This window comes from Streptomyces sp. NPDC088730, assembly GCF_044751215.1.
Classification (GTDB): domain Bacteria; phylum Actinomycetota; class Actinomycetes; order Streptomycetales; family Streptomycetaceae; genus Streptomyces.
The window spans coordinates 96,589-119,230 of the sequence record NZ_JBIVLK010000005.1 but is presented as its reverse complement, the minus strand read 5'-3'; the positions used below and the strand labels follow the sequence as shown (position 1 = coordinate 119,230).

Below are 22,642 nucleotides of genomic sequence, written 5' to 3'. Positions count from 1 at the left end.
ACCAGCTTCCCTACCGCTGCCGTCAGTTGACGTGTTCGCCCTGCTCAGCGGGGCTCCTCGGCCGTGGAGGACGGGCGGGCGGCGCGGGCGTAGCGGGCGGCGAGGTCCCCGAACGCGGCGGCCAGCGGGGGCGGGCCGACGACTTCGATCTCGGCGTCGAAGCGGCCGAGGGCGGCGGCGAGACCGGTCCACGACCAGGAGCCGAGGACGAGCCGGCAGTGGCTCGGGCCGAGTTCCACGACGATGCCGTCCCGGACGAAGGGCGCCACGTCGGCGGCCGGCAGCCGGAGGATGACTTCGCCCCGGCAGGGCCAGTCGGTGGTGCTGCCGTCGTTGCCGCGGAACCGGCTGGTGACGAAGGCGGAGACGCTGCCGCCGGGCAGCTCGCGCGGGGCGAAGCGGGGGCCGGTGGGGGTACGGGGCCGGATCCGGTCGACGCGGAAGGTGCGCCAGTCCTCGCGGTGGAGGTCCCAGGCGACCAGGTACCAGCGCTGCTGCCGGGTGACCAGGTGGTGGGGTTCGACCCGGCGGACGTCATCGGCCGGGGTACCCGGGCCCCGGGCGTAGTCGAAGCGCAGCTCCTCGTGGGCGCGGATGGCGCGGCTCAGGTCCAGCAGCACCTGGGCGTCGGGCCGCGGGGTGTCTTCGGCCGCCGGCGGCCGGACCGCGGTGAGGCGCAACAGGTCGATGCGGTGGCGCAGCCGGGGCGGCATGAGCTGTCCGAGGGTGGCCAGTGCGCGGGAAGCGCCTTCGGCGACGGTGGCGTCGGCGGCCGCGGTCCGCAGCGCCACGGCGAGGGCGACGGCCTGCTCGTCGTCGAACAGCATGGGCGGCAGATGGGTGCCGGCCTCCAGCCGGTAGCCGCCGGCCGGTCCTCTGGCGGTCGTGATCGGGTAGTCGAGTTCGCGCAGGCGGTCGATGTCACGGCGCACGGTGCGCGAGGTGATGCCGAGCCGCTCGGCGAGATCCTCCCCGGACCAGTCACGGGGCGTCTGGAGGAGCGAGAGCAGCGCGAGCAGCCGGGCCGATGTCCTGTGCATGATGCCGATGCTCCCAGGAGTAGCGGACACACCCTGTCCGCTACTCCTGCCATCGTGGCGCACGAGCCGCCCGGAGACATGGACTCCGGTCCCGGCCGCAGCCGCCGTCCGGCATCGACGGCCGACGGCGCACAGGTGTCACATCGAGGCAAGGAGCAGGCCATGTCCGTCACGACCACCACCCATCTGAACTTCCGGGGCGCCGCACGTGAGGCGCTGGACTTCTACCGGTCCGTCTTCGGCGGACGCACCGTCGCGGTCACCTACAAGGACGCGGGTGCCGTACGGAACGAGAGCGAGGCGGACTGGGTGATGTGGGGCGAGGTGACCGGCGCCGACGGCTTCCACGTCATGGCCTACGACGTGCCCTCGCACCTGCCCTGGAGCCAGGGCGACAACCCGTTCTTCGTCTCCGTGCGGGGTGACGGCGCCGAGGAGATCAGGGCCCTGTGGGGCAGGCTCGCCGAGGGCTCCGCCATCGTGAGCCCGCTGGAGCCCGCGCAGTGGGCGCCGCTGTACGGCATGCTCACCGACCGCTTCGGCGTCACCTGGGTCCTGGACGTCGCCGCCCCGTACCACGGCTGACACGGCAGGGCCCTCCCCGCGGGCCGGCCTGCGCCGGGCCGCGGGGAGGGGGCGCGGCTCAGCGCTGGTAGCGGGCCAGCACCCGGTTCCCGTCCTCGACCAGACGCTTCCTCAGTTCGGCCGCGTCGATCGCACCGCTGTAGTACTCCTGGTACGCGGGGGTGGCGACCTTGTCCTTCCACTCGGGGTAGCCGCGCACGGACTGGGCGGGCGCGGAACGCAGTCCGCCCGCGAGGGCGACGCCGGTCGCCCAGCCCCGGTCCGGGGTGTGCAGCGAGGGGTCCGCCAGCGCCTCCTTGCCGGTGGGCAGCATCCAGTCCCCCTTGGCGAGGCGCACCATGTTCGCCGGCCGGAGCAGGAAGTCGATGAACTCCACGGCCTCCTTCTTGTGCGGGCTGTCCTCGGCGACAGACAGGGTCTGCGGGCTCACGCCCTGGGCCGGGCCGGCGCTCCCGGCCGGGGCGGGCAGCACCGTCCACTCGAAGCCCTCCGGGGCCTGCTCGACCACCTGCTGACGGTAGGAGAACCCCAGCGGCACCATGGCGTACTTGCCGCCGAAGAGACCGGGGAGGGCGTCGCCGCCCCCCATGCCGAGCGCGGTGCGGGCGGCGCTGTGGTCGGTGTTGACCTGGTCGTGGATGGTCCGGGGGACGACGAGATCGCCGTCGTCCATGGCGAGCGTGACCTTCCCGTCGGCGCCTCGGTGGAACAGCTCACCGCCGGCCGAGAGGCCGAGGTTGAGCGTGACGGAGACCGGTTCCTTGAGCGGCCAGGCGACTCCGTAACGGCCCTTGCCGGTGAGCTTCTTGGTGACCCGTCCGAACTCCGGCCAGCTCCAGGGCTTCTCCGGGGTCGGGACGCGGACCCCGGAGGCCTTGAGGATCTTGGTGTTGGCGATCAGGACGCGGGGTTCCTGGAGGAAGGGCACGCCGTAGACGCCGCCGTCGAAGGTGCTGGTGCGCCAGCTCTGCCGCGGGATGTCGGCGGTGAGCCGGCCCGGCAGCAGGGTGCGCAGATCGGCGAGGTAGCCGCCGTAGGCGAAGTCCGCGAGGTCGTCGGACGCGTCATGGATGACGTCGGGTGCCTCGTCCCCCTCGAACGAGGTGAGGAGCTGGTCGTGGACGCTGTCCCAGCTGCCCTGGACGTACTGCACCCGGACATCGGGATGGCTCGCGTTCCACTCCTTCACCAGCTGCTTGTTGGCGTCGACGGACTCCTTCTGCCAGGCCAGCGACTGGAAGCGGAGCGTGATCCTGCCATCCGTCTGCCCGCCACCGCCCCCGCCGCACCCGGTCAGCAGCAGGGCCAGCGCGGTGGCCGCCGCGGCTGCCGTGCGTGCCACTGCGCGCATCAGCTCTTCACCGCCCCGGCCAGCATGCCGCCCGTGATCCGCCGCTGGATGACCGCGAAGAGGACGAGCGAGGGGAGGGTGGCGAGGAACGCGGCGGCGGCGAGCGGCCCCAGGTCGCTCGCGCCCTCCGCGCCGAGGAAGTGGGTCAGTACGACCGGCAAGGTCTGCTTCTCCGGTGTCTTGAGCAGGACGAGCGCGAAGAAGAACTCGTTCCAGGCGGTGATGAAGGCGAAGAGCGCGGTGGCGACGATCCCGGGGGCCAGCAGCGGTGCGGTGACCGAGACGAGCGTCCGCAGCCGGCTCGCGCCGTCGACCGCCGCCGCCTCCTCCAGTTCGGGCGGCACCGCCCGTACGTAGCCGACCAGCATCCACAGCGCGAACGGCAGCGACCAGACGACGTACACCATGATCAGCCCCCACAGCGTGTTGATCAGATGCAGGTACTTGAGCACCAGGAAGAGCGGAATGATCAGCAGGACGAACGGGAACGCCTGGCTGACCACGACCCAGCCGGTGGCGGCGGCGGAGAGCCGCGAGCGGTGGCGGGCCATCACATAGGCCATCGGGGTGGCGATGACGACCGCGATGAGCCCGGCCGAGACGGCGGCGATCAGCGAGTTGGCGGCGGCCCGCAGCAGCGGCTGCTCGTCGAAGGCGGCCCGGAAGTTGTCGAGCGTCGGGTGGTGCGGGATCCAGGTGGGGTGCAGGGAGCCCAGCTCGGGGGCCGGTTTGAAGGCGGTGGAGATCAGCCAGAGGAACGGGAACGCCAGGAAGACCAGGTAGCACAGCAGCGCGAGGTACTGTCCGGCCCGCACGGACCTGCGGGTAGGCATGCTCATCGGTCCTCGCCTCCCCCGAGCCGTCCCACGAGGTACACGGCGAGGATCACCGAGATCACCGCGACCATCACACAGCCCATCGCCGCGGCATAGCCGAACTGCCCGTACCGGAAGGCCTCTTCGTACGCGAAGAGCATCGGCAGCCGGGTCCGGCCGCCCGGACCGCCGTTGGTCAGTACGTAGACCAGGGCGAAGGAGTTGAAGTTCCAGATGAAGTTGAGCGCGGTGATGGACAGGGCGACCGGCCTGAGCGCCGGCCAGGTGACGGTACGGAAGCGGCGCCAGGCGCCCGCGCCGTCCAGGGCCGCGGCCTCGTGGAGTTCGTGCGGGGTGTTCTGCAGACCGGCCAGCAGGGCGACCGTGGTCTGCGGCATGCCGGCCCAGACCCCGACCAGGATCACCGCGGGCAGCGCGGTGGCGAGGCCGGTCAGCCAGTCCCGGCCGTCGCCGAGGCCGAGATCGCGGATGGTCTCGTTGAGGATTCCGGCGTCCGGGTTGTAGACCAGCCGCCACATGATGCCGACGACCACCTCCGGCATCGCCCACGGGATGATCGCCAGGGCCCGCGCCAGCCACCGCATCCGCAGGTTCTGGTTGAGCAGCAGCGCGAGGCCCAGGGCCAGCACGAACTGCGGGACGGTGACGCCGACCGCCCACACCAGGCCGATCCGGAACGAGTCCCAGAACAGTCCGTCGTGCAGCAGGTCCCGGAAGTTCAGCACCCCGGTCCACTGGGTGGACCGGGTCCGCCCGGACTGGGCGTCGGTGAACGCGAGCGCGATGCCGTAGAGCAGCGGGCCGACGCTGAGGACCAGGATCGGGATGAGGGCGGGCAGTACCAGGAACCAGGTACCGGCGTTCCGGTTGATCCGCGCGGGGTCCTTGCCGTGCGGGCCGTCCGGCGGTCCGTGCCGCCCGGACTGCACGGTTGCACTCGCCAATGTCATGAATGAGCCCCCTTTGCGTCATTCGACCGGCTTGATACCGTTCCGGCCGCTCAGGTGGCCTCCGCAATCGTGCTGAGGCGCCGCCGGTTCGTCAAGGCAACCTGCACAGATGCGAAAATCGGATCCATGAACGAGATGCGAGCGCGCGAGGTACTGACCGCTGCCGGGCACCCCGGCGGCGCGGAACTGCTCGCGCTGGGCGAGAACGCGGTGTTCGCCGTGGGCGACCTGGTGGTCAAGATCGGCCGGGACGCCGTGCGCAGTCCCGAGCTGCGCGAGCGGGCCGAGCGCGAGGTGGCCGTCGCGCGCTGGCTCGCCGCGTCCGGTGTCCCCGCGGTGCGGAGCGCGGAGCCCGCGGCCCGGCTCGTCGAGGGCCACCCGGTGACCGTGTGGCACCGGCTGCCCGAGCCGGTGCGGCCGGCCGAGCCGCGGGATCTGGCGCCGCTGCTCGCCGCGGTGCACGCGCTGCCGGCCCCGGAGGGCCTCACCCTGCCCCGGCGGGAGCTGCTCGGCGGGGTCGAGCGCTGGCTGACCCTGGCGGGCGACGCGATCGACCCGGCCGACGCCGCGTATCTGCGCGAGCGCCGCGACGGCTTCGCGACGGCCGCCGACGCACTGGTGCCCCGGCTGGCCCCGGGCCCGATCCACGGCGACGCGCTCCCGCGCAATGTCCATGTCGGCCCGGACGGGCCGGTCCTGGTGGACCTGGAGACCTTCTCCACGGATCTGCGCGAGCACGACCTCGTGGTGCTCGCCCTGTCCCGCGACCGGTACGGGCTGCCGGCCGAGGCCTATGACGCGTTCACCTCGGCGTACGGCTGGGACGTCCGCGAGTGGGACGGCTGCGCGGTGCTGCGCGGGGCGCGGGAGACGGCGAGCTGCGCGTGGGTCGCGCAGCACGCGCCGGCCAACCCGAAGGCGCTCGTGGAGTTCCGCAGGCGCGTGGCGTCGCTGCGCGACGGGGACACGGCGGTGCGGTGGTACCCCTTCTGAGCGTTCTGTCCTCAATCGCCGGACGGGCTTGATTTTTCGAGCACCGGCTCCCGTACCGGCCAGCGGCCGTCGATCACCGCGTCCGCCGTGCCCTTGCGGCGCAGGAACTGCTGGAAGTCGGCGGCCCACTCCGCGTACCACGCGATCTGCCGCTCGTGGAGCTCGGCCGCGGACAACGCGGCCACCGAGCCGTGCCGGGCGGCTATCGCGTACGCCACCCGCACCGCGGCCAGCGCGTCCGCCCCCGCGTCGTGGGCGCCGCCGTGGACCACGCCGTACTCGACGCAGACCGCCTCCAGATTCCGCTTGCCCTTGCGGTAGCGGTCCACCGCCCGGTCGATGGTGTACGGGTCGACGACCGGGCCGATCCCCGCCCCGCCGAGGCGCTCGCTCAGCGAGGGGAGTCCGTGCCGGTGCAACTCCGCGGTCAGCAGCGTCAGGTCGAAGGCGGCGTTGTACGCGACGACCGGCACGCCCTGGCGCCAGTAGTCCGTCAGGGTGTCGGCGATCTCGTCGGCCACCTCGCGCACCGGCCGGCCCTCCGCCGCCGCCCGCTCGCTGCTGATGCCGTGGATCGCGGAGGCCTGCGCGGGGATCCGGATGCCCGGATCCGCCAGCCAGGTGCGCTGCCGCTCCGGCTCCGCGTCGCCGTCTCGGAGACCGACGACCGCGGCCGTCACGATCCGGGCCTCCAGCGGCTCCGTACCCGTCGTCTCCAGGTCGAAGCCGACCAGCGCGTGCTGATGCCAGCTCATCCCTTACCTCCTTCGTGGTGCTTCCCCCAGGTGACGACCACCCTCGCACGGGCCACTGACAGCACCCCCCTGAGGTCCGCCCGTCAGGAGACCGGCCGGGAGTCTGTCCACACGGACTCGAACTCCTCGCGGTACGTCTCGAACAGCCCGTGCTCGCTGTCCTGCCCGGCCCGCACCACCGCCCGGCCACCGCCCCTGAGCACCAGCACGGGCGCCTCCATGCCCCGGGCCCGGCGCAGATACGTCTGGACGACGCCCACCGCGTCGGCGCCGTCGCCGTCCACCAGGTAGGCGGTGAAGCGCGGGGTCTCGTCGAAGACATGGATCTCGAAGGCGCCCGGGTCGCGGAGCTTGGAGCGGACCCGGCGCATGTGGAGGATGTTCATCTCCACCGTCCGGCTCAGCTCCCCCTTCTTGAGGCCCAGCTCCCGCTCCCGGCGCTTGACCGCGCTGCTGGCCGGGTTGATGAAGAGCAGCCGGACCCGGCAGCCCGACTCGGCCAGCCGGATCAGCCGGCGGCCGGAGAAGTTCTGCACCAGCAGATTGAGCCCTATGCCGATCGCGTCCAGCCGGCGCGCCCCGCCGAAGAGGTCCTCCGCGGGCAGCTGGCGCTGGAGCCGCACCCGGTCGGAGTGGACGGAGACCACGTCCGCGTACCGGTCGCCCACCAGCTCCTCGACGGCGTCGACGGGGAGCCGGTCGGCGGACGGCACCGAGGCGCCGCTGCCGAGGATCTCCAGCAGCCGCGCGGAGGCGCGCTCGGCCTGGGCGAGGACCGCCTCGTTGAGCGCGCGGTTGCGGGAGACCACGTTGCGCGCGACCTCCAGCTCGTCCAGGGCCAGCTCCACATCGCGGCGGTCGTCGAAGTAGGGCTCGAAGCACGGCCAGTGCTGGACCATCAGCTCACGCAGCTGGGGCAGCGTGAGGAAGCTCAGTACGTTGTCGTCGGCCGGGTCCAGCAGATAGCCCTTGCGGCGGGAGACCTCGCGCACGGCGACGGCGCGCTGCACCCACTCCTGCCCGGCGGGTCCCGCCGCGGCCACCACCCAGTCCTCGCCGTGGACCGGCTCGTAGATGGGCTGGAGCACCGCGGCCACCACCGCGCGCAGCCGCTGCTCCACGAGATTCAGCCAGATATAGGCGCGCCCGGCCCGCTGCGCGCGGGTGCGCACCTCGCTCCAGGCGTCCGCTCCCCAGTCCAGCTCCGCGCCGATCTCCAGGGGCCGGGCGAGCGAGACCGCGCCGGGCGGCACATCGGTGGCGTCCCCCTCGTGACCAGCGTCACCTGGGGGCAGCTCGAAGCCTCCCGAGCTCACCCGCACACCGCCTTCCACTCCCCCCACCAACGATCAAGGAAGGGTACTCCGGGAGCGGGAGCCGGTGCAGCCGGATGCGCAGGCTCCTTCTTCAACTCCCCTACGGATCATGCCTGTTCTCTGGGACGAGATCTGCCGTAGTGAGCGGATTCATAGTGATTAAACACCCCAGGGCAGGCCGCATACCGGGCAGCGGGCCGACCGGGCCCGCCGGATTCGGGTTCCGGGCGACAGGAAGAGGCCCGATGTTGACCGGACTCCGCGACGCCGTCCCCCGATTGCCGGTCGGTCCTAGGTAAGGGCCGCCCTTTCGGGGAAGATCTGGCAGGGAGCCCGCATTCCCCAGGCAACCGCATCAGAGTGGAAGAGTCGAAACCTATGCAGGTCTGGCCGGGACAGGCGTACCCCCTCGGTGCCACGTACGACGGCGCCGGGACCAACTTCGCGGTCTTCTCGGAGGCCGCCAACCGAATCGAGTTGTGCCTGCTGCACGACGACGGCTCCGAGACGGCGGTGGAGCTGCGGGAGACCGACGCGTTCGTCCGGCACGCCTACCTGCCCGGGGTGATGCCGGGTCAGCGGTACGGGTTCCGGGTGCACGGGCCGTACGAGCCGCAGCACGGCGCCCGCTGCAACTCCGCGAAACTGCTCCTGGACCCGTACGCGCGGGCGGTCGCCGGGCAGATCCAGTGGGGCGAGGCGGTGTACGGCTATCCGTTCGGCCGGCCCGACGCGCGCAACGACCTCGACTCGGCGCCGCACACCATGACGTCCGTCGTGGTCAATCCGTACTTCGACTGGGGCGACGACCGGCGTCCCCGTACGGACTACCACCGCACGGTGATCTACGAGGCCCATGTGAAGGGCCTGACGATGCTTCATCCGGGACTGCCGAAGGAGCTGCGCGGTACGTACGCCGGACTGGCGCACCCGGAGGTCATCGCGCATCTGACGGAGCTCGGGGTCACGGCGATCGAGTTGATGCCGGTGCACCAGTTCGTGCAGGACCACCGGCTGGCGGACGCGGGGCTCGCCAACTACTGGGGCTACAACACCATCGGCTTCTTCGCCCCGCACAACGCCTATGCCTCCTGGGGCGACCGGGGCGAGCAGGTGCTCGAATTCAAGCAGGCCGTACGGGCACTGCACCAGGCGGGTATCGAGGTGATCCTCGACGTGGTGTACAACCACACGGCGGAGGGCAACCACCTGGGCCCGACACTCTCCTTCCGGGGCCTGGACAATGCCTCGTACTACCGTCTGACCGACGACCAGCGCTACTACATGGACACCACGGGGACCGGGAACTCCCTGCTGATGCGCTCCCCGCACGTGCTCCAGATGATCATGGACTCGCTGCGGTACTGGGTGACCGAGATGCATGTGGACGGCTTCCGCTTCGATCTGGCCGCCACCCTGGCCCGCCAGTTCCACGAGGTGGACCGGCTGTCGTCGTTCTTCGACCTGGTGCAGCAGGACCCGGTGGTCAGCCAGGTGAAGCTGATCGCGGAGCCGTGGGACGTGGGCGAGGGCGGCTACCAGGTGGGGAACTTCCCGCCGCTGTGGACCGAGTGGAACGGGAAGTACCGGGACACGGTGCGGGATCTGTGGCGCGGTGAGCCGCGGACCCTGGCCGAGTTCGCCGGGCGGCTGACCGGCTCCTCCGACCTGTACCAGGACGACGGCCGCCGGCCGCTCGCCTCGATCAACTTCGCCACCTGCCACGACGGGTTCACCCTGCACGACCTGGTCTCGTACAACGAGAAGCACAACGACGCCAACGGTGAGGGCAACCGGGACGGTGAGAGCCACAACCGGTCCTGGAACTGCGGGGTGGAGGGCGAGACGGACCGGCCTGAGGTACTGGAGCTGCGCGAGCGGCAGATGCGCAACTTCATCGCCACCCTCATGCTGTCGCAGGGCGTGCCGATGCTGAGCCACGGCGACGAGTTCGGCCGCACCCAGCAGGGCAACAACAACGGCTACTGCCAGGACAGCGAGCTGTCCTGGGTGCACTGGCCGGACCCGGCCCGGACGGCGGCCGACGACGACGGCGAGGACTCGGCGGAGCCGGGCGGCGGGCTCTCCCGCAGCCTGCTGGAGTTCACCCGGGCGATGGTGTGGCTGCGCCGCGACCATCCGGTCTTCCGGCGGCGCCGGTTCTTCCACGGACGGCCGGTGGAGGGCACGCACGACGAGCTCTCGGACATCGCCTGGTTCACGCCGGAGGGCCAGGAGATGACCCAGCGGGACTGGCAGGCGGCGCACGCCAAGGCCCTGACGGTCTTTCTGAACGGGCACGCCATCTCGGAGCCGGGGCCCCGCGGCGAGCGGATCTCCGACGACTCCTTCCTGCTGATGTTCAACGCGGGCGCCGAGACGCTGGAGTTCGCCGTCCCGGTGAACCACGGCCGGCAGTGGCATGTGGTCGTCGACACGGCGCGCCCGGCCGGCGTGCTGACCGGCGCCGGACCGAAGGTGGCGGCGGGCGACCGGGTGACGCTGGTGGGCCGGAGCATGGTGGTGCTCCAGCGGCCCGCGTAGCGGGAAGGCGCGCGGGGTGCGGGGCCGCCGGCCGGCCCCTGGGGTCTGTCCGGCGGATCAGGCCTGGGTCACGGTGCCTGGTACGGCACCTCGCCGCGCCGCCGAAACGCCCGAATCGCTCTGCGACGAGGACGCTCCCGCGCCTTGCGACGCACCGCACCGGACACCGCGCCCCTTCCGACCCCGATCCGCCGGACAGACCCTTGTCCGCGGCGGGGTGACACAGGCGGCCCGGATCTGGGTACGAACGTCTTCATGACGCCTTCCGCCACGTACCGGCTCCAGCTCCAGCCGGACTTCCCGTTCTCGGCCGCCGAGGACGCCGTGCCGTACCTCGCCACGCTCGGCGTCTCCCATCTGCACCTGTCGCCGGTCCTCGAAGCGGTGCCCGGCTCCACGCACGGCTACGACGTCGTCGACCACGGCCGGGTGCGCGCGGAGCTGGGCGGCGAGGAGGGGCTGCGGAGGCTCTCCCGCACCGCCCGGCGCCACGGGCTCGGGCTGGTCCTGGACATCGTGCCGAACCACATGGCCGCCGACCCGCGGCACAACCACGCGCTGCGCGAGGTCCTGCGCGAGGGGCCCGGCTCCCCGTACGCCCGCTGGTTCGACATCGACTGGGCGGCGGGTGACGGGAAGATCCTGCTGCCCGTGCTCGGCGGCCGGCTCGGCGACGAGATGGAAGGGTTCCGGGTCGACGGGGAGGTGCTGCGCCACGGCGGGCAGGAGTTCCCGCTCCGGGCCGGCACCTCCGGCCTCCCGCTGCCCGGACTGCTGGACGCCCAGCACTACCGGCTCTGCTGGTGGCGGCTGGCCCGCACCGAGCTGAACTACCGGCGGTTCTTCACCGTCTCGGAGCTGATCGGGGTGCGGGTGGAGGACCCGGAGGTCTTCGCCGCCACCCACGCCAAGATCCTCGGACTGGTCCGGGACGGGACCGTCGAGGGGCTGCGGATCGACCACCCCGACGGCCTCGCCGACCCGGCCGGCTATCTGGAACGGCTCTCCGCGGCGAGCGGCGGCGCGTGGACCGTGGTGGAGAAGATCCTCACCGGCCCGGAGCCGCTGCCGGCCGGCTGGGCGGTGGCCGGGACGACCGGTTACGACGCCCTGCACCGGATCGACGGTCTCTTCGTCGACCCGGTGGGCGCGGCGGAACTGCTGGGCCACTACCGGGAGTCCGCCTCCCCGGCGGTCGACCGGGGAGGCCACTGGCAGGCGACCGTGCGCCGGGCCGCCTACCGCGTCGTCACCCATGAGCTGGCCGCGGAGACCGCGCTGCTGACCCGGCTGGCCTCGCGCGTCTGCGCCGCGGACCCCGCACTGCGCGACCACGCCCCGTGGGCGCTGCGCACCGCGGTGCGTGAACTGCTGGTCCGGGTGCCGGTCTACCGCCCGTACGTGACGGCCGGCGGGCCCTGTACGGAGTCGGCCGCGGCGGCGCTGGACGCGACGGCGGTGAGCGACGCCAAGGCGGTGTTCGCGGTGCGGGAGGAGGCGGCGGCCGTCGATGTGGTGCGGGAGCTGGCGCTGGGCCGGCTCGGTCCCGGCGGCGACCGGGCGGCGTTCTGCGACCGGTTCGCGCAGACGGCGTCCGCGCTGCGGGCCAAGTCGGTCGAGGACACCGCGTACTACCGGTACGTGCCGCTGATCTCGGCCAACGAGGTGGGCGGCGATCCGGGCGCGCCGGCGGTGGCGCCGGAGGACTTCCACGCCTTCTGCGCCCGGCTCGCCCGGGACTGGCCGGCCACCGGCACCGCGCTGACCACGCACGACACCAAGCGCAGCGCCGATGTCCGGGCCGCTGTGGCGGTGCTCTCCGAGTGTCCCGGGCGGTGGTCGCGGTTGGTGGCGGAGCTGGCCCGGACGGCCCCGGCGGCCCCCGATCCGCAGCTGGCGTGGCAGGCGTGGCAGACCGCGTTCGGCTGTGTGGGGTTCCCGGCCGGTGAGCAGGCGGCGCGGCTGGTGCCGGCGCTGCTCAAGGCGGTGCGTGAGTCGGGTCTCTTCACCAGCTGGACCGAGCCCGATCCTGGGTACGAGCGGGCGATGACCGACTTCGTGGCCGCCGGTCCCGCCGCCGCGACCGGCCCGGCGCGGGAGCTGCTGGCGGAGTTCGCGGCCACGCTCGCCCCGCATGTCCGGGCCAATGTGCTCGGCGCTGCGCTGGTGCAGCTGACGATGCCGGGGGTGCCGGACCTCTACCAGGGCACCGAGCGCGAGTACCTGGCGCTGGTCGACCCGGACAACCGGCGGCCGTTCTCGCCGCCCTCCCCCGGCTCGCCCGCGTCCGGGAAGGAGGCGCTGACGGCGGCGGCGCTGCGGCTGCGGCGCGAGCGGCCCGGGGTGTTCGGGGAGTCGGGGACGTACGTCCCGCTGGCGGCCTCCGGACCGGCGGCCGGGCACCTGCTGGCCTTCTGCCGCTCGGGCGAGGTCGTCACCGCGGTGACCCGGCTGTCGCTCCGGCTGGCGGAGGCGGGCGGCTGGCGCGGGACGGAGCTGGCGCTGCCGGACGACGGGGTGTGGCGGGATCTGCTGGCGCCCGGCCGAAAGTTCTCCGGCGGCGGGGTCGCGGTGGCCGAGCTGTTCGACCGGGGGCCGGTGGCGCTCCTCAGCAGGGCCGCACCAGCAGGGACCTCGGACCCCGGGTGAGCAGGCCGGTGGCGGACGGCCTGAATCCGTCCGCCCAGCGGAGCCCCGGCATGGCGTCCAGCAGGGCGCGTGCCCCCTGCTCGGCCTCCAGCCGTCCGAGCACCACGGCCGGGCAGCCCGCCGGTCCGCCGGTGGTGCGGCCCTGGTCGCGGCGGAAGGGGTCGAACAGGTCCGGTTCGGCGAACCGTTCCGGATCGCGTCCCGCCGCGCCGATCAGGCAGGCGACGGGGGCCCGCGCCGGGAGGGTGCCGCCGCTGAGGGTGACCTCGGTGAGGGTGCGCCGCAGGACGACCTGGACGGGCGGGTCCCGCCGCATCGTCTCCGTCCAGGCGCGGCCGGCGAGCGCGGGTTCGACGCGCAGGGCGGCCAGCAGGTCGGGGTCGTCCAGCAGGTTGGCCAGGAACGAGGCGAGAGCCGTCTCACGCAGTCCGGTGTGCCGGGTACAGGGCCCGTCGCCCAGGTGGGCGGGGTCGCCGTTACGGGTCCGGAAGGGACCGCTGCCCGCGGGCAGCCAGCGGCAGAACTCCTCGACGAGATCGGCCTGCCGCCGCCCGGCGATGCGCCGGGCCAGCACGAACGCGGTCCGTTCGACGCGCTCCGCGAGGTGCCGGGGCACGGTGCCGGTGACGACCGTGTACCGCTCGCGGGGCAGGCAGCGGGCGCTGCCGTGGCAGAGGCCGAGCGGGGCGGGGCCGCCGCGCGGCGCCCCGTCGTGCGGGAAGCCGGTGAACCGTGGGCCGGTGAGCGCGGCGATCACGTCGTCGTACCGGCTGACCAGCCAGGCGCCCAGCGGGGCGTCGTAGCAGAGCGGATGGTCCTCACGCAGCACCCGGTAGAGCCGGTACGGGTCGCGGGCGGCGCCGGGGGCGAGGAGGCTCGGGCCGGCTCCCGGACGGGCGGAGCGGGACGGTCCGGCGGGGCGGTGGTCGGGCGAGGGCGTCGGGGCGGGTATGCCTCCTGGGGCGTCGGCCTGCATCCGTACCCCCGGGCGGTCGGTGCGCCGGTGTGCGGCGCGGTCCCCCTCAGGGGATCACCCGGACGGGCCCGCCGCAGTCGGCGCGCGGCCGTCCGGGTGACGGGGCGGGCCGTGCGGCGGCGGGGGCAGTCCGGACAGACGTCAGGGGGCGGGCCGGGCGCCCGGTGGCCGGGACGCGGCGAGCAGTCCGGCGAACGCGGCGGCGGCGCCGGTCAGTTCGACGCGGGAGAAGACCGCGAGCGGGCGGGACCACGGCGGGTCCACAGTGAGCACCGCGCAGTCCTCCCCGACGGCTCCGCGCACGACATGCGCGGGGGCGGTCGCGATTCCGACCCCGGCGGCGGCCATCCGTACCGCGGTCGAGGTGTGCTCCGTCCGCACCGCTGTACGCGGTACGAAGCCGGCTTCGGCGCAGACCCAGTCCAGGAACGGCCGGCCGTGCACGACGGCCTCCATCGCGCACCGCACCCAGGGGCGGTCCGCGAGCTCCTGGAGACGGACGGAGGCGCGTCCGGCGAGCCGGTCGTCGAACGGCACGACCAGCACGATGCTCTCCTCACCGATCGGGACGAGGGGGCCCGGCCAGTCGGCGGGCGGCGGGCCGACGGCGAGGTCGGCGGTGCCGCGCTCGATCTGTTCCTCCAGGGCCTCCGTGGTGGCGTACTCGTGGAGTACGAGGCCGACGCCGGGGTGGCCGGCGCGCCAGCGGGCGAAGACCTCGGGGAGGATGCCGACGGCGATCGCGTGCACGGTGGCGATGTGCAGTTCGCCGCCCTCCGCGCCGGCCGCCGCCCGTGCCGCGCGCCGGGCCTGGGCCGCGCTGCGCACGGACCGTTCGGCGTGCGGCAGGAAGGCGCGGCCCATCGGGGTCAGCCGCACGCCGCGCGGCAGCCGTTCGAGCAGGGCGCCGCCGACGGTCCGCTCCAGGGCCTTGATCTGGTGGGACAGCGCGGGCTGGGTGACGTGGAGCAGCTCGGCGGCCCGGGTGAAGGAGGTCTCCTCGACCACCGTGAGGAAGTACTCCATCTGCCGCAGGCTCATCGATCCGTTCCCCGCCCTCTGCCATAGACGTTCTGCATCGGTCCCACACAAACATTGCCTTGGACTCATGACAACGGTGCGGCGGAGGGTGGGAGCCATGACACAGACGGAAAAGGTGACCGAGACCGATGTGCTGGTGATCGGCGGGGGGACGGGCGGCTACTCGACCGCGCTGCGGTCCGCGGCGCTCGGGCTGCGGGTGGTGCTCGTGGAGCGCGACAAGGTGGGCGGCACGTGTCTGCACCGGGGCTGCGTCCCCAGCAAGGCGATGCTGCACGCGGCGGAGTTGGTGGACGGCATCGCGGAGGCGCGTGAGCGGTGGGGGGTGAAGGCGACCCTGGAGTCGGTGGACTGGTCCGCGCTCGTCGCGACCCGGGACGACATCGTGGACCGCAACCACCGCGGAGTGACCGGCCATCTCGCGCGCGCCGGGGTGGACGTGGTGTACGGAAGCGCGGAGTTGACGGGTCCGCGCGGTGTCCGGATCGGCGGGTACGGGGAGGTCGCCGTCCGGCGTGGCATCGTGCTGGCCACCGGGTCACGGCCGCGCACCCTGCCGGGTCTCACGGCCGACGGGCGGCGGGTGGTCACCAGCGACGACGCGCTGTTCGCCGCCGGTCTGCCGGAGTCGGTGCTGGTGCTGGGCGGCGGGGCGATCGGCGTCGAATACGCCTCCCTGCACCGCTCGATGGGCGCCCGGGTCACCCTGGTGGAGGCCGCGGACCGGCTGGTGCCGCTGGAGGACGCCGATGTGTCCCGGCATCTGGCACGCGGGCTGAAGCGGCGCGGGATCGATGTACGCACGGGTGCGCGGCTGCTGGAGGCGACCGTGCTGGAGGACGGGGTGCGGGCCGCTGTCCGGACCCCGCGCGGCGAGACCCGCACGGTGGAGGCGGAGCGGCTGCTGGTGGCGGTGGGCCGGGTCCCGGTGACGGACGGGCTGGGGCTGGCGGCGGCCGGACTGTCCACCGATGAGCGGGGGCATGTGGTCCCGGCGGACTGGGACCGGCTGGAGACCTCGGTGCCGGGCATCCACGTGGTGGGCGACCTGCTGCCGCCGCCGTCCCCGGGGCTGGCCCACGCCTCCTTCGCGGAGGGCCTGTTGGTGGCCGAGACGCTGGCCGGGCTGCGTCCGGCACCGGTGGACTACGCGGCGGTGCCCCGGGTGACGTACTCCGCCCCGCAGACCGCCGCCGTGGGGCTCTCCGAGGCCGGGGCCCGTGACGCCGGGCACGATGTGGTGGTCGGCACGATGCCGCTGACGGCGGTCGCCAAGGGCATGGTGCACGGGCAGGGCGGGATGGTGAAGGTGGTCGCGGAGCGGGACGGCCGGGTCCTGGGTGTCCATCTCGTCGGGCCGCACGTCTCGGAGATGATCGCGGAGAGCCAGCTGATCGTCGGCTGGGACGCCGAGCCGTCCGACGTCGCCCACCATGTGCACCCGCACCCGACGCTCTCGGAGGCGGTCGGTGAAACCTTCCTGACCCTGGCGGGCCGGGGGCTGCACCAGCAGGCGTGAGGTGCTCCCAGAGCCCTACGCGGGCGGCCGGAGCGCGGGGGCGGAGAGCCGGAACATCATCGTGCCGAAGCTCACCTGGTCCCCCTCGCGCACCGAGACCGTCCCCGTGACGCGCTGGCCGTTGACGCAGGTGCCGTTGGTCGAGCCCAGGTCGCGCAGCAGCCAGCGGCCGCCGTGCACGGTGAGTTCGGCGTGCGTCCGGGAGACGGTCTCGTGGCTCAAGCGCAGCCCGTTGCCCGGGTCCCGGCCGATGAGCAGGGGGTAGGGGCTCGGCGCCGGCAGCAGCAGCTTGGGCAGCCGCTCCGCCCACCAGGCCCTGCGCACCCGGCCGGGGAAGCCGGAGACCCCGCTGACGACCCGGATCAGCTGCCGGGACAGCCGCCCCCCGGTGTCCAGATCGGCGGTGAGTGCCGCCAGCTCCTCCGAGCGGTTGGCGGTCAGGGCCAGTTCCATGCGCCGTACGAAGGTGTCGTGGGAGAGCTTTCCCTGCGCCGCGCCTTCTCTGAGCACGCCGAGAACACGGTCGCGCTGGGCATCGGGCACCCGCGCGGGATACGTGTGGAACTCGAAGGAGGACGTCACAGGGACAAGTGTCGGGCCGATGGCCCCAACGTGTCCAGAACGGCCGCCCCTTCCTCGCTCCTGACCTGCGCGGCGGCGGGCCGGGCGGAGGCCCGCACAGCCTCCGCCCGGATATTCACGGGCGCCCGGAACGGGACGTTGCTACCGTCTGCCGCCGTGCCGCCCGACGACCGTCGGGGCGCCCCCGTAGTTCCTGGAGACTCTGTGCCCGCCGCACCGATCGAACTGACCATCCGTCCGCTCGCCGGCCCGCGGGAGCTGGATCTCTTCCGCCGGCTGCCGTACGTCCTGAACCACGAACTGGCGGAAGACCTCGGCTCCGGCCGGCGCCGCCCGGAGTGGATGTGGGTGGCGCTGCGGGGCGAGCGGGTGGTCGCGCGGATCGCGTGGTGGAGCCGGGACGGCGGTGCGCCGCTCCTTCTCGACATCTTCGACCTCGACGACACCCTGCCCGAGCCGGAGCGGGGCGAGTTGGGCCTGCGGCTGCTGGAGACGGCGAGCGCGGCGGTGCTGCCCGCCGGCGGGCCGCGTCCCGAGTACGGGCGCTTCGTCCCGCCCGACTGGCGCGAGGACCCGGTGGTCCGTGATGTCGTCGAGGCCCGGATCCGGGTGATGGAGCGCGCGGGCGCCCGGATGCTGGTCGAGCGGCTGCGCCTGGAGTGGCGCGCGGGCACCCCGGTGCCCGCCGACAGCGGCCGGCTGCGGTTCCGCCCGGTCGCCGGGCGCGAGGACCTCCTCGCGCTGATGGCGCCGGTGATGGAGGGCACCCTCGACGCGCACGGCCGGCAGGACCTGGCCTCCGGATTGTCGCCGCTCGCGGCCGCCGAGAAGCACTACGACGAGGAGCTGGCCCGCTACACCACGCCGCGCGAGTGGTGGCGCGTCGCGGAGCTGCCGGACGGCGAACCGGTGGGCTTCGTGATCCCGGCCCGCAACGACTACAACCCGATCATCGCGTACATCGGTGTGCTGCCGGCCCGGCGCGGCCACGGCTACATCGACGACCTCCTCACCGAGGGGACCCGGGTACTCGCCGGGCAGGACGGGGTGGAGCGGATCCGGGCCGCGACGGACCTCGGCAACGTACCGATGGCGAAGTCCTTCGAGCGGCTGGGGTACGTCAACTTCGAGCGCGCCTTCGACATGGTGTGGGACTGACGGACCGGGTGCTCCGGCGGACAGACCCTAGGCTGGGCGTGATCGTCTGGAGGAGTACATGGAACGTGACAGCGTCGACGAGGGCTTCGTCCGCACCCTGGTCCGGGACCGCTACCCGGACCTGGCCGGTCTGGAGATCCGGCGGGTCGACTCCGGCTGGGACAACCAGCTCTGGCGGCTCGGGGAAGAGCTGGTCGTCCGGCTGCCGATGACCGAACGCGCTCCTGAGCTGCTGCGCAAGGAGTTCCGGTGGCTCCCGGAGCTCGCCGGGCAGCTGCCGCTGCCCGTGCCGACGCCCCGGTTCCTGAACGAGCCGGACGCGCTCTTCCCCCGGCCGTGGTCCCTGGTGAGCTGGGTTCCGGGCGAACCGGCGGACGGCGTCGAGGTCACCGACGCCGCCCGCTCTGTGGCGAACCTCGCGGGGTTCCTCCGCGCCCTGCACCGGCCGGCGCCGGCGGACGCCCCCACCGATCCGGGGCGTGGCGGCTCCCTCGCGACGGTCACGGACGACTTCGAGGGCCTGCTCGCCGGGGTGGCGGAGGCGGTCGACGTGGCGCGCGTGCGCCGGGTGTGGGACCGGGCGGTCGCGGCGCCGCCGTGGACCGGCCCCGCGGTCTGGCTGCACGCCGATCTGCACCCCGCCAACGTCGTCGTCGCGGACGGCGCGATCTCCGGCGTCGTCGACTTCGGTGATCTCTGCGCCGGTGATCCGGCCGTCGACCTCGCCGCCGCGTGGAAGCTGCTGCCGCTGGGTTCGGACGGCGACTTCTTCGACGCGTACGGCGGGACGGACGAGGCGACCGTGCGACGGGCCCAGGGCCGGGCCGTGCTGAAGGCCCTCGTGCTGGTCTCGGTGGGCCGGGCGTGGGACCGGGGCCTTCCCGGCGGGCAGCCGACCTGGGGCCGGGCCGGCCGTCAGGTCCTGGAGCGGGTCTTCGCCTCCGCCTGCTGAGGGCGGCCGTCAGCCCCGGTCGGCGCCGGTCCGGCCGCCCGGACCGGCGCTCCGCCGCTTCTGTTCCCTGATCATGTCGCGGTACCAGGCGTAGGAGTCCTTGGGTGTGCGGCGCAGCGTCTCGTAGTCGATGTGGACCAGACCGAACCGCTTGCCCGCCCCCTCGATCCACTCGATGTTGTCGGTGAGCGACCAGGTGAAGTAGCCGCGTACGTCGACGCCCGCGTCGATGGCCGCCCGCAGCGAGTTCAGATGGGCGTCGAGGAAGGCTATCCGGCGGGTGTCCTCGACGGGTTCGTCGATGGCGCAGCCGTTCTCGGTGATGTAGAGCGGCGGGAGCCGGTCGCCGTAGCGTTCGTTGAGCTTGACGAGGGTGTCGCGCAGTCCGTCGGGGACGACGGGCCAGCCGAAGTCGGTCGTCTCGTACCCCTCGATCTGCCGTATCCCGAAGGGCAGTTCTGCGGGCATGTCGAACCCGGCGAAGGTGTCGAGGGCGGCGGCCGCGGGAGCGCCGACGAGGGTGGGGTTGTAGTAGTTGACCCCGTACCAGTCGAGCGGGGTGGAGATGGTCCGCAGGTCGTCCTCGACCGGGCCGGGCATCAGCGCGGCGAAGTTCTCGTCGGGGTAGCGGCCGGTGAGCAGCGGGTCGGAGAACAGCCGGTTGGTGAGGGTGTCGTACAGGTCGGCGCCGAAGCGGTCCTCCTCGCTCTCGCCCGCGGTCCAGACCGGGGAGTGCGAGACGGCGATGCCGATGTTCCCGGCGCCCGCGGCCCGCAGCGCCCGGACGGCCAGTCCGTGGGCGAGGAGCTGGTGGTGGGCGGCGGGCAGGGCGTCGAAGAGGAGGGTGCGGCCGGGCGCGTGCTCACCGAGTGCGTAGCCGAGCAGGGTCACTTCGGCCGGTTCGTTGATGGTGATCCACATGGGTACGCGGTCCGCGAGGCGTTCGGCGACGATGCCGGCGTACTCGGCGAAGCGGTGGGCCGTGTCCCGGTTGAGCCAGCCGCCCGCCTCGTCCAGCGGGAGCGGGGTGTCCCAGTGGTAGAGGGTGGGGGCCGGGGTGATGCCGTGGGCGCAGAGTTCGTCGACGAGGCGGTCGTAGAAGTCGAGCCCGCGGGCGTTGACCGGCCCGGTGCCGCCGGGGATCACGCGCGGCCAGCTCACCGAGAAGCGGAAGGCGTCGGCGCCGAGACCGGCCAGCAGGGCGACGTCCTCCCGGTAGTGCCGGTGGAAGCCGGTGCCCCGGGTGGTGTCGGTACCGTCCTTGATCCGTCCGGGCTGCGCGGCGAAGGCGTCCCAGCCGGAGGGCCCCTTGCCGTCGGTCCCGGCGGCCCCCTCGGTCTGGAACGCCGAGGCGGAGGCGCCCCAGAGGAAACCGGGCGGGAACGTCGGAACGGTCATCTCGGCCTCCACAGCCGTTGGCAGGACCACCGGCAATCGGGGGCGGTCCAAGAGGGAGTGCGTATGGCAGAAGTCGGCAGGGCAGTGATCAGAACCAGACCTTAATCGCCAGTAACGGGCTCGATCCAGTGTCGTCGGTCGGTGATCGCGGCTTCTGCCGACCGTGGGCCGGAACGAGGAGACGAGGAGCGTCGCATGCTGTTCGACGTCTGGGCACCGGATGCGGAGTCGGCCGCTCTGCGGCTGGCCGGTGAGCTGCGGTCCATGGAGCGCGATCCCGTACGGGCGGGCTGGTGGACGGTGCGGGCGGCGGCAGGGGACGGCGACCGCTACGGCTTCGTCCTCGACGGCGGGCCGGTGCGCCCCGACCCCCGCTCGCGCCGCCAGCCGGACGGGCCGGACGGTGAGAGCGCGGTCGTGGACCACTCCGCGTACGCGTGGCGCTCCGACTGGGCCGGGCGCGGGCTGCCGGGCGCGGTCCTGTACGAGCTGCACGTCGGTACGTACACCGCGGAGGGCACCTTCGACGCGGCGGCCGCGCGGCTCGGGCATCTGGCCGAGCTGGGCATCACCCATGTTTCCCTGATGCCGGTCTGCCCCTTTCCCGGTGTCCACGGCTGGGGGTACGAGGGGGTCTCGCTGTGGGCCGTGCACGAGCCGTACGGCGGTCCGGAGGGGCTGAAGCGCTTTGTCGACACGGCGCACGGCCTGGGGCTCGCCGTCGTCCTGGACGTGGTCCACAACCACCTGGGCCCCTCCGGCAACTATCTCCCTTCCTTCGGCCCGTACTTCACCGAGACGCACCACACCCCGTGGGGCGCGGCGGTCAATCTGGACGCCCCCGGCTCCGACGAGGTGCGGGCGTTCCTGCTGGGCAGCGCGCTCGCCTGGCTGCGCGACTACCGGCTGGACGGCCTGCGGCTCGACGCGGTCCACGCGCTGGCCGACAACCGGGCGCTGACGTTCCTGGAGGAGCTGTCGGCGGCCACCGACGCGCTCTCCGCCGAACTGGGCCGCCCGCTCTCGCTGATCGCGGAGTCCGACCTCTGCGACCCGCGCACGACGACGCCCCGGGAGTCGGGCGGCACCGGTCTGCACGCGCAGTGGAACGACGACTTCCACCACTGTCTGCACACCGCCCTCACCGGCGAGGCCCAGGGCTACTACGCGGACTTCGCCGTCGCCCCGCTGGCCGCGCTGGCGAAGACCGTGTCGGGCGCCTTCTTCCACAACGGCACCTACTCCGGCTTCAGGGGCCGTACGCACGGCCGCCCCGTCGACGTCACCCGCACCGCCGCCCACCGCTTCCTCGGCTACGCCCAGACCCACGACCAGATCGGCAACCGGGCGCTCGGGGACCGGCTCGCCGCCTCCCTCTCCCCCGGCCTGCTGGCCTGCGCGGCAACGCTCGTGCTCACCGGTCCGTTCACGCCGATGCTCTTCATGGGCGAGGAGTGGGGCGCCCGTACGCCCTGGCAGTTCTTCACCGACCACACCGATCCGGAGCTGGCCGAGGCGGTGCGCAACGGCAGACGGCGGGAGTTCGGCGCGCACGGCTGGGCAGAGGAGGACATCCCGGACCCGCAGGACCCGGCCACCCGGAACCGCTCCTGCCTGGACTGGGACGAACCCGGCCGGGAGCCGCACGCCCGGCTGCACGCCTGGTACCGCGAGCTGATCGCGCTGCGCCGCGCCATGCCCGACCTCTGCGACCCGGACCTGGCGACGGTGAAACCGGCGTACGACGACGAGGCCCGCTGGTTCGCCTTCCGCAGGGGCGATCTGCGGATCGCGGTCAACCTGGACGAGAAGCCCGCCGCGATCCCGCTCGGCGGCGGCCGGCACCGCAGCGGCGGTGGCAGGGTGCTGGCCGCCTGGCAGCCGGCCGGGCCACCCGGTGCGGACGGTCTGCTGCACCTCCCCGCGGAGTCGTGCGTGGTGCTGGCCCACGGCTGAGCGCGAGGAGCGGCGCGCGCCCGTAATCCGCTTGCCCTGAA

18 protein-coding genes are annotated in these 22,642 nt (G+C 73.2%); 8 read left to right on the top strand and 10 right to left on the bottom strand.

The window, feature by feature from the left end:
- Positions 1-44: 44 nt before the first annotated feature.
- Entirely contained in the window at positions 45-1,040 is a 996-nt protein-coding gene (locus tag ACIP89_RS17950) for a helix-turn-helix transcriptional regulator (RefSeq protein WP_402115632.1), read from the bottom strand.
- A 162-nt stretch (positions 1,041-1,202) separates the two neighbouring features.
- Here ACIP89_RS17950 and ACIP89_RS17945 point away from each other — a divergent pair, with 162 nt between their 5' ends.
- Positions 1,203-1,625, top strand: coding sequence for a VOC family protein (locus ACIP89_RS17945; protein ID WP_401929194.1), 423 nt, complete (start codon positions 1,203-1,205; stop codon positions 1,623-1,625).
- A 58-nt stretch (positions 1,626-1,683) separates the two neighbouring features.
- Here ACIP89_RS17945 and ACIP89_RS17940 read toward each other — a convergent pair whose 3' ends face one another.
- The 3 genes from ACIP89_RS17940 to ACIP89_RS17930 are packed head-to-tail and all read right to left on the bottom strand — an operon-like array spanning position 1,684 to position 4,762.
- On the bottom strand, positions 1,684-2,976 hold the full coding sequence (locus tag ACIP89_RS17940) for an ABC transporter substrate-binding protein (RefSeq protein WP_402115630.1): 1,293 nt from the start codon (positions 2,974-2,976) through the stop codon (positions 1,684-1,686).
- Positions 2,976-3,815, bottom strand: a complete 840-nt coding sequence (locus ACIP89_RS17935) for a carbohydrate ABC transporter permease (RefSeq protein WP_401929198.1) — start codon at positions 3,813-3,815, stop codon at positions 2,976-2,978. The genes ACIP89_RS17940 and ACIP89_RS17935 overlap by 1 nt, the downstream gene beginning before the upstream one ends.
- A complete protein-coding gene (locus ACIP89_RS17930; protein WP_401929200.1) occupies positions 3,812-4,762 on the bottom strand; it encodes a carbohydrate ABC transporter permease in 951 nt (316 codons plus the stop codon). The genes ACIP89_RS17935 and ACIP89_RS17930 overlap by 4 nt, the downstream gene beginning before the upstream one ends.
- A gap of 126 nt (positions 4,763-4,888) precedes the next feature.
- On the opposite strand from ACIP89_RS17930, the gene ACIP89_RS17925 reads away from it, so the two are divergent.
- Positions 4,889-5,755 (top strand): phosphotransferase enzyme family protein, encoded by an 867-nt coding sequence (locus ACIP89_RS17925; RefSeq protein WP_401929202.1) that lies wholly within the window; start codon positions 4,889-4,891, stop codon positions 5,753-5,755.
- An 11-nt stretch (positions 5,756-5,766) separates the two neighbouring features.
- On the opposite strand, the gene ACIP89_RS17920 is transcribed toward ACIP89_RS17925, so the two are convergent.
- Positions 5,767-6,510: a 3'-5' exonuclease gene (locus tag ACIP89_RS17920; RefSeq protein ID WP_401929203.1), complete on the bottom strand. Its 744-nt coding sequence runs from the start codon at positions 6,508-6,510 to the stop codon at positions 5,767-5,769.
- Positions 6,511-6,593: 83 nt separating this feature from the next.
- A complete protein-coding gene (locus ACIP89_RS17915; RefSeq protein ID WP_401929205.1) occupies positions 6,594-7,826 on the bottom strand; it encodes an SAV2148 family HEPN domain-containing protein in 1,233 nt (410 codons plus the stop codon).
- A gap of 378 nt (positions 7,827-8,204) precedes the next feature.
- Between ACIP89_RS17915 and glgX the strand changes: the two genes are divergently transcribed.
- On the top strand, positions 8,205-10,370 hold the full coding sequence (gene glgX / locus ACIP89_RS17910; RefSeq protein ID WP_401929207.1) for a glycogen debranching protein GlgX: 2,166 nt from the start codon (positions 8,205-8,207) through the stop codon (positions 10,368-10,370).
- Positions 10,371-10,625: 255 nt separating this feature from the next.
- Entirely contained in the window at positions 10,626-13,019 is a 2,394-nt protein-coding gene (gene treY / locus ACIP89_RS17905) for a malto-oligosyltrehalose synthase (protein ID WP_402115628.1), read from the top strand.
- On the opposite strand, the gene ACIP89_RS17900 is transcribed toward treY, so the two are convergent.
- Together ACIP89_RS17900 and ACIP89_RS17895 are read right to left on the bottom strand one after the other, a co-directional pair.
- On the bottom strand, positions 12,979-13,995 hold the full coding sequence (locus ACIP89_RS17900) for a cytochrome P450 (RefSeq protein ID WP_402115626.1): 1,017 nt from the start codon (positions 13,993-13,995) through the stop codon (positions 12,979-12,981). The two genes, treY and ACIP89_RS17900, sit on opposite strands and share 41 nt — an antisense overlap.
- A 141-nt stretch (positions 13,996-14,136) precedes the next feature.
- Positions 14,137-15,036 (bottom strand): LysR family transcriptional regulator, encoded by a 900-nt coding sequence (locus ACIP89_RS17895; RefSeq protein WP_402115624.1) that lies wholly within the window; start codon positions 15,034-15,036, stop codon positions 14,137-14,139.
- Positions 15,037-15,133: 97 nt separating this feature from the next.
- Between ACIP89_RS17895 and lpdA the strand changes: the two genes are divergently transcribed.
- Entirely contained in the window at positions 15,134-16,555 is a 1,422-nt protein-coding gene (gene lpdA / locus ACIP89_RS17890; RefSeq protein WP_402115623.1) for a dihydrolipoyl dehydrogenase, read from the top strand.
- A gap of 15 nt (positions 16,556-16,570) precedes the next feature.
- Here the strand turns inward: lpdA and ACIP89_RS17885 are convergent, their stop codons facing one another.
- Positions 16,571-17,137: an FHA domain-containing protein gene (locus tag ACIP89_RS17885; RefSeq protein ID WP_402115621.1), complete on the bottom strand. Its 567-nt coding sequence runs from the start codon at positions 17,135-17,137 to the stop codon at positions 16,571-16,573.
- Positions 17,138-17,341: 204 nt separating this feature from the next.
- Between ACIP89_RS17885 and ACIP89_RS17880 the strand changes: the two genes are divergently transcribed.
- Positions 17,342-18,295: a GNAT family N-acetyltransferase gene (locus ACIP89_RS17880; RefSeq protein ID WP_402115619.1), complete on the top strand. Its 954-nt coding sequence runs from the start codon at positions 17,342-17,344 to the stop codon at positions 18,293-18,295.
- 58 nt (positions 18,296-18,353) lie between these two features.
- Positions 18,354-19,247 carry an aminoglycoside phosphotransferase family protein gene (locus ACIP89_RS17875; RefSeq protein WP_402115618.1) on the top strand — a complete coding sequence of 298 codons (894 nt, stop codon included), beginning with the start codon at positions 18,354-18,356 and terminating at the stop codon, positions 19,245-19,247.
- 9 nt (positions 19,248-19,256) lie between these two features.
- On the opposite strand, the gene ACIP89_RS17870 is transcribed toward ACIP89_RS17875, so the two are convergent.
- Positions 19,257-20,645, bottom strand: a complete 1,389-nt coding sequence (locus ACIP89_RS17870) for a GH1 family beta-glucosidase (RefSeq protein WP_401929221.1) — start codon at positions 20,643-20,645, stop codon at positions 19,257-19,259.
- Positions 20,646-20,840: 195 nt separating this feature from the next.
- Between ACIP89_RS17870 and treZ the strand changes: the two genes are divergently transcribed.
- Complete coding sequence (gene treZ, locus ACIP89_RS17865) at positions 20,841-22,601, top strand: malto-oligosyltrehalose trehalohydrolase (RefSeq protein WP_402115617.1); 1,761 nt, start codon at positions 20,841-20,843, stop codon at positions 22,599-22,601.
- The last annotated feature ends 41 nt before the right edge of the window (positions 22,602-22,642 follow it).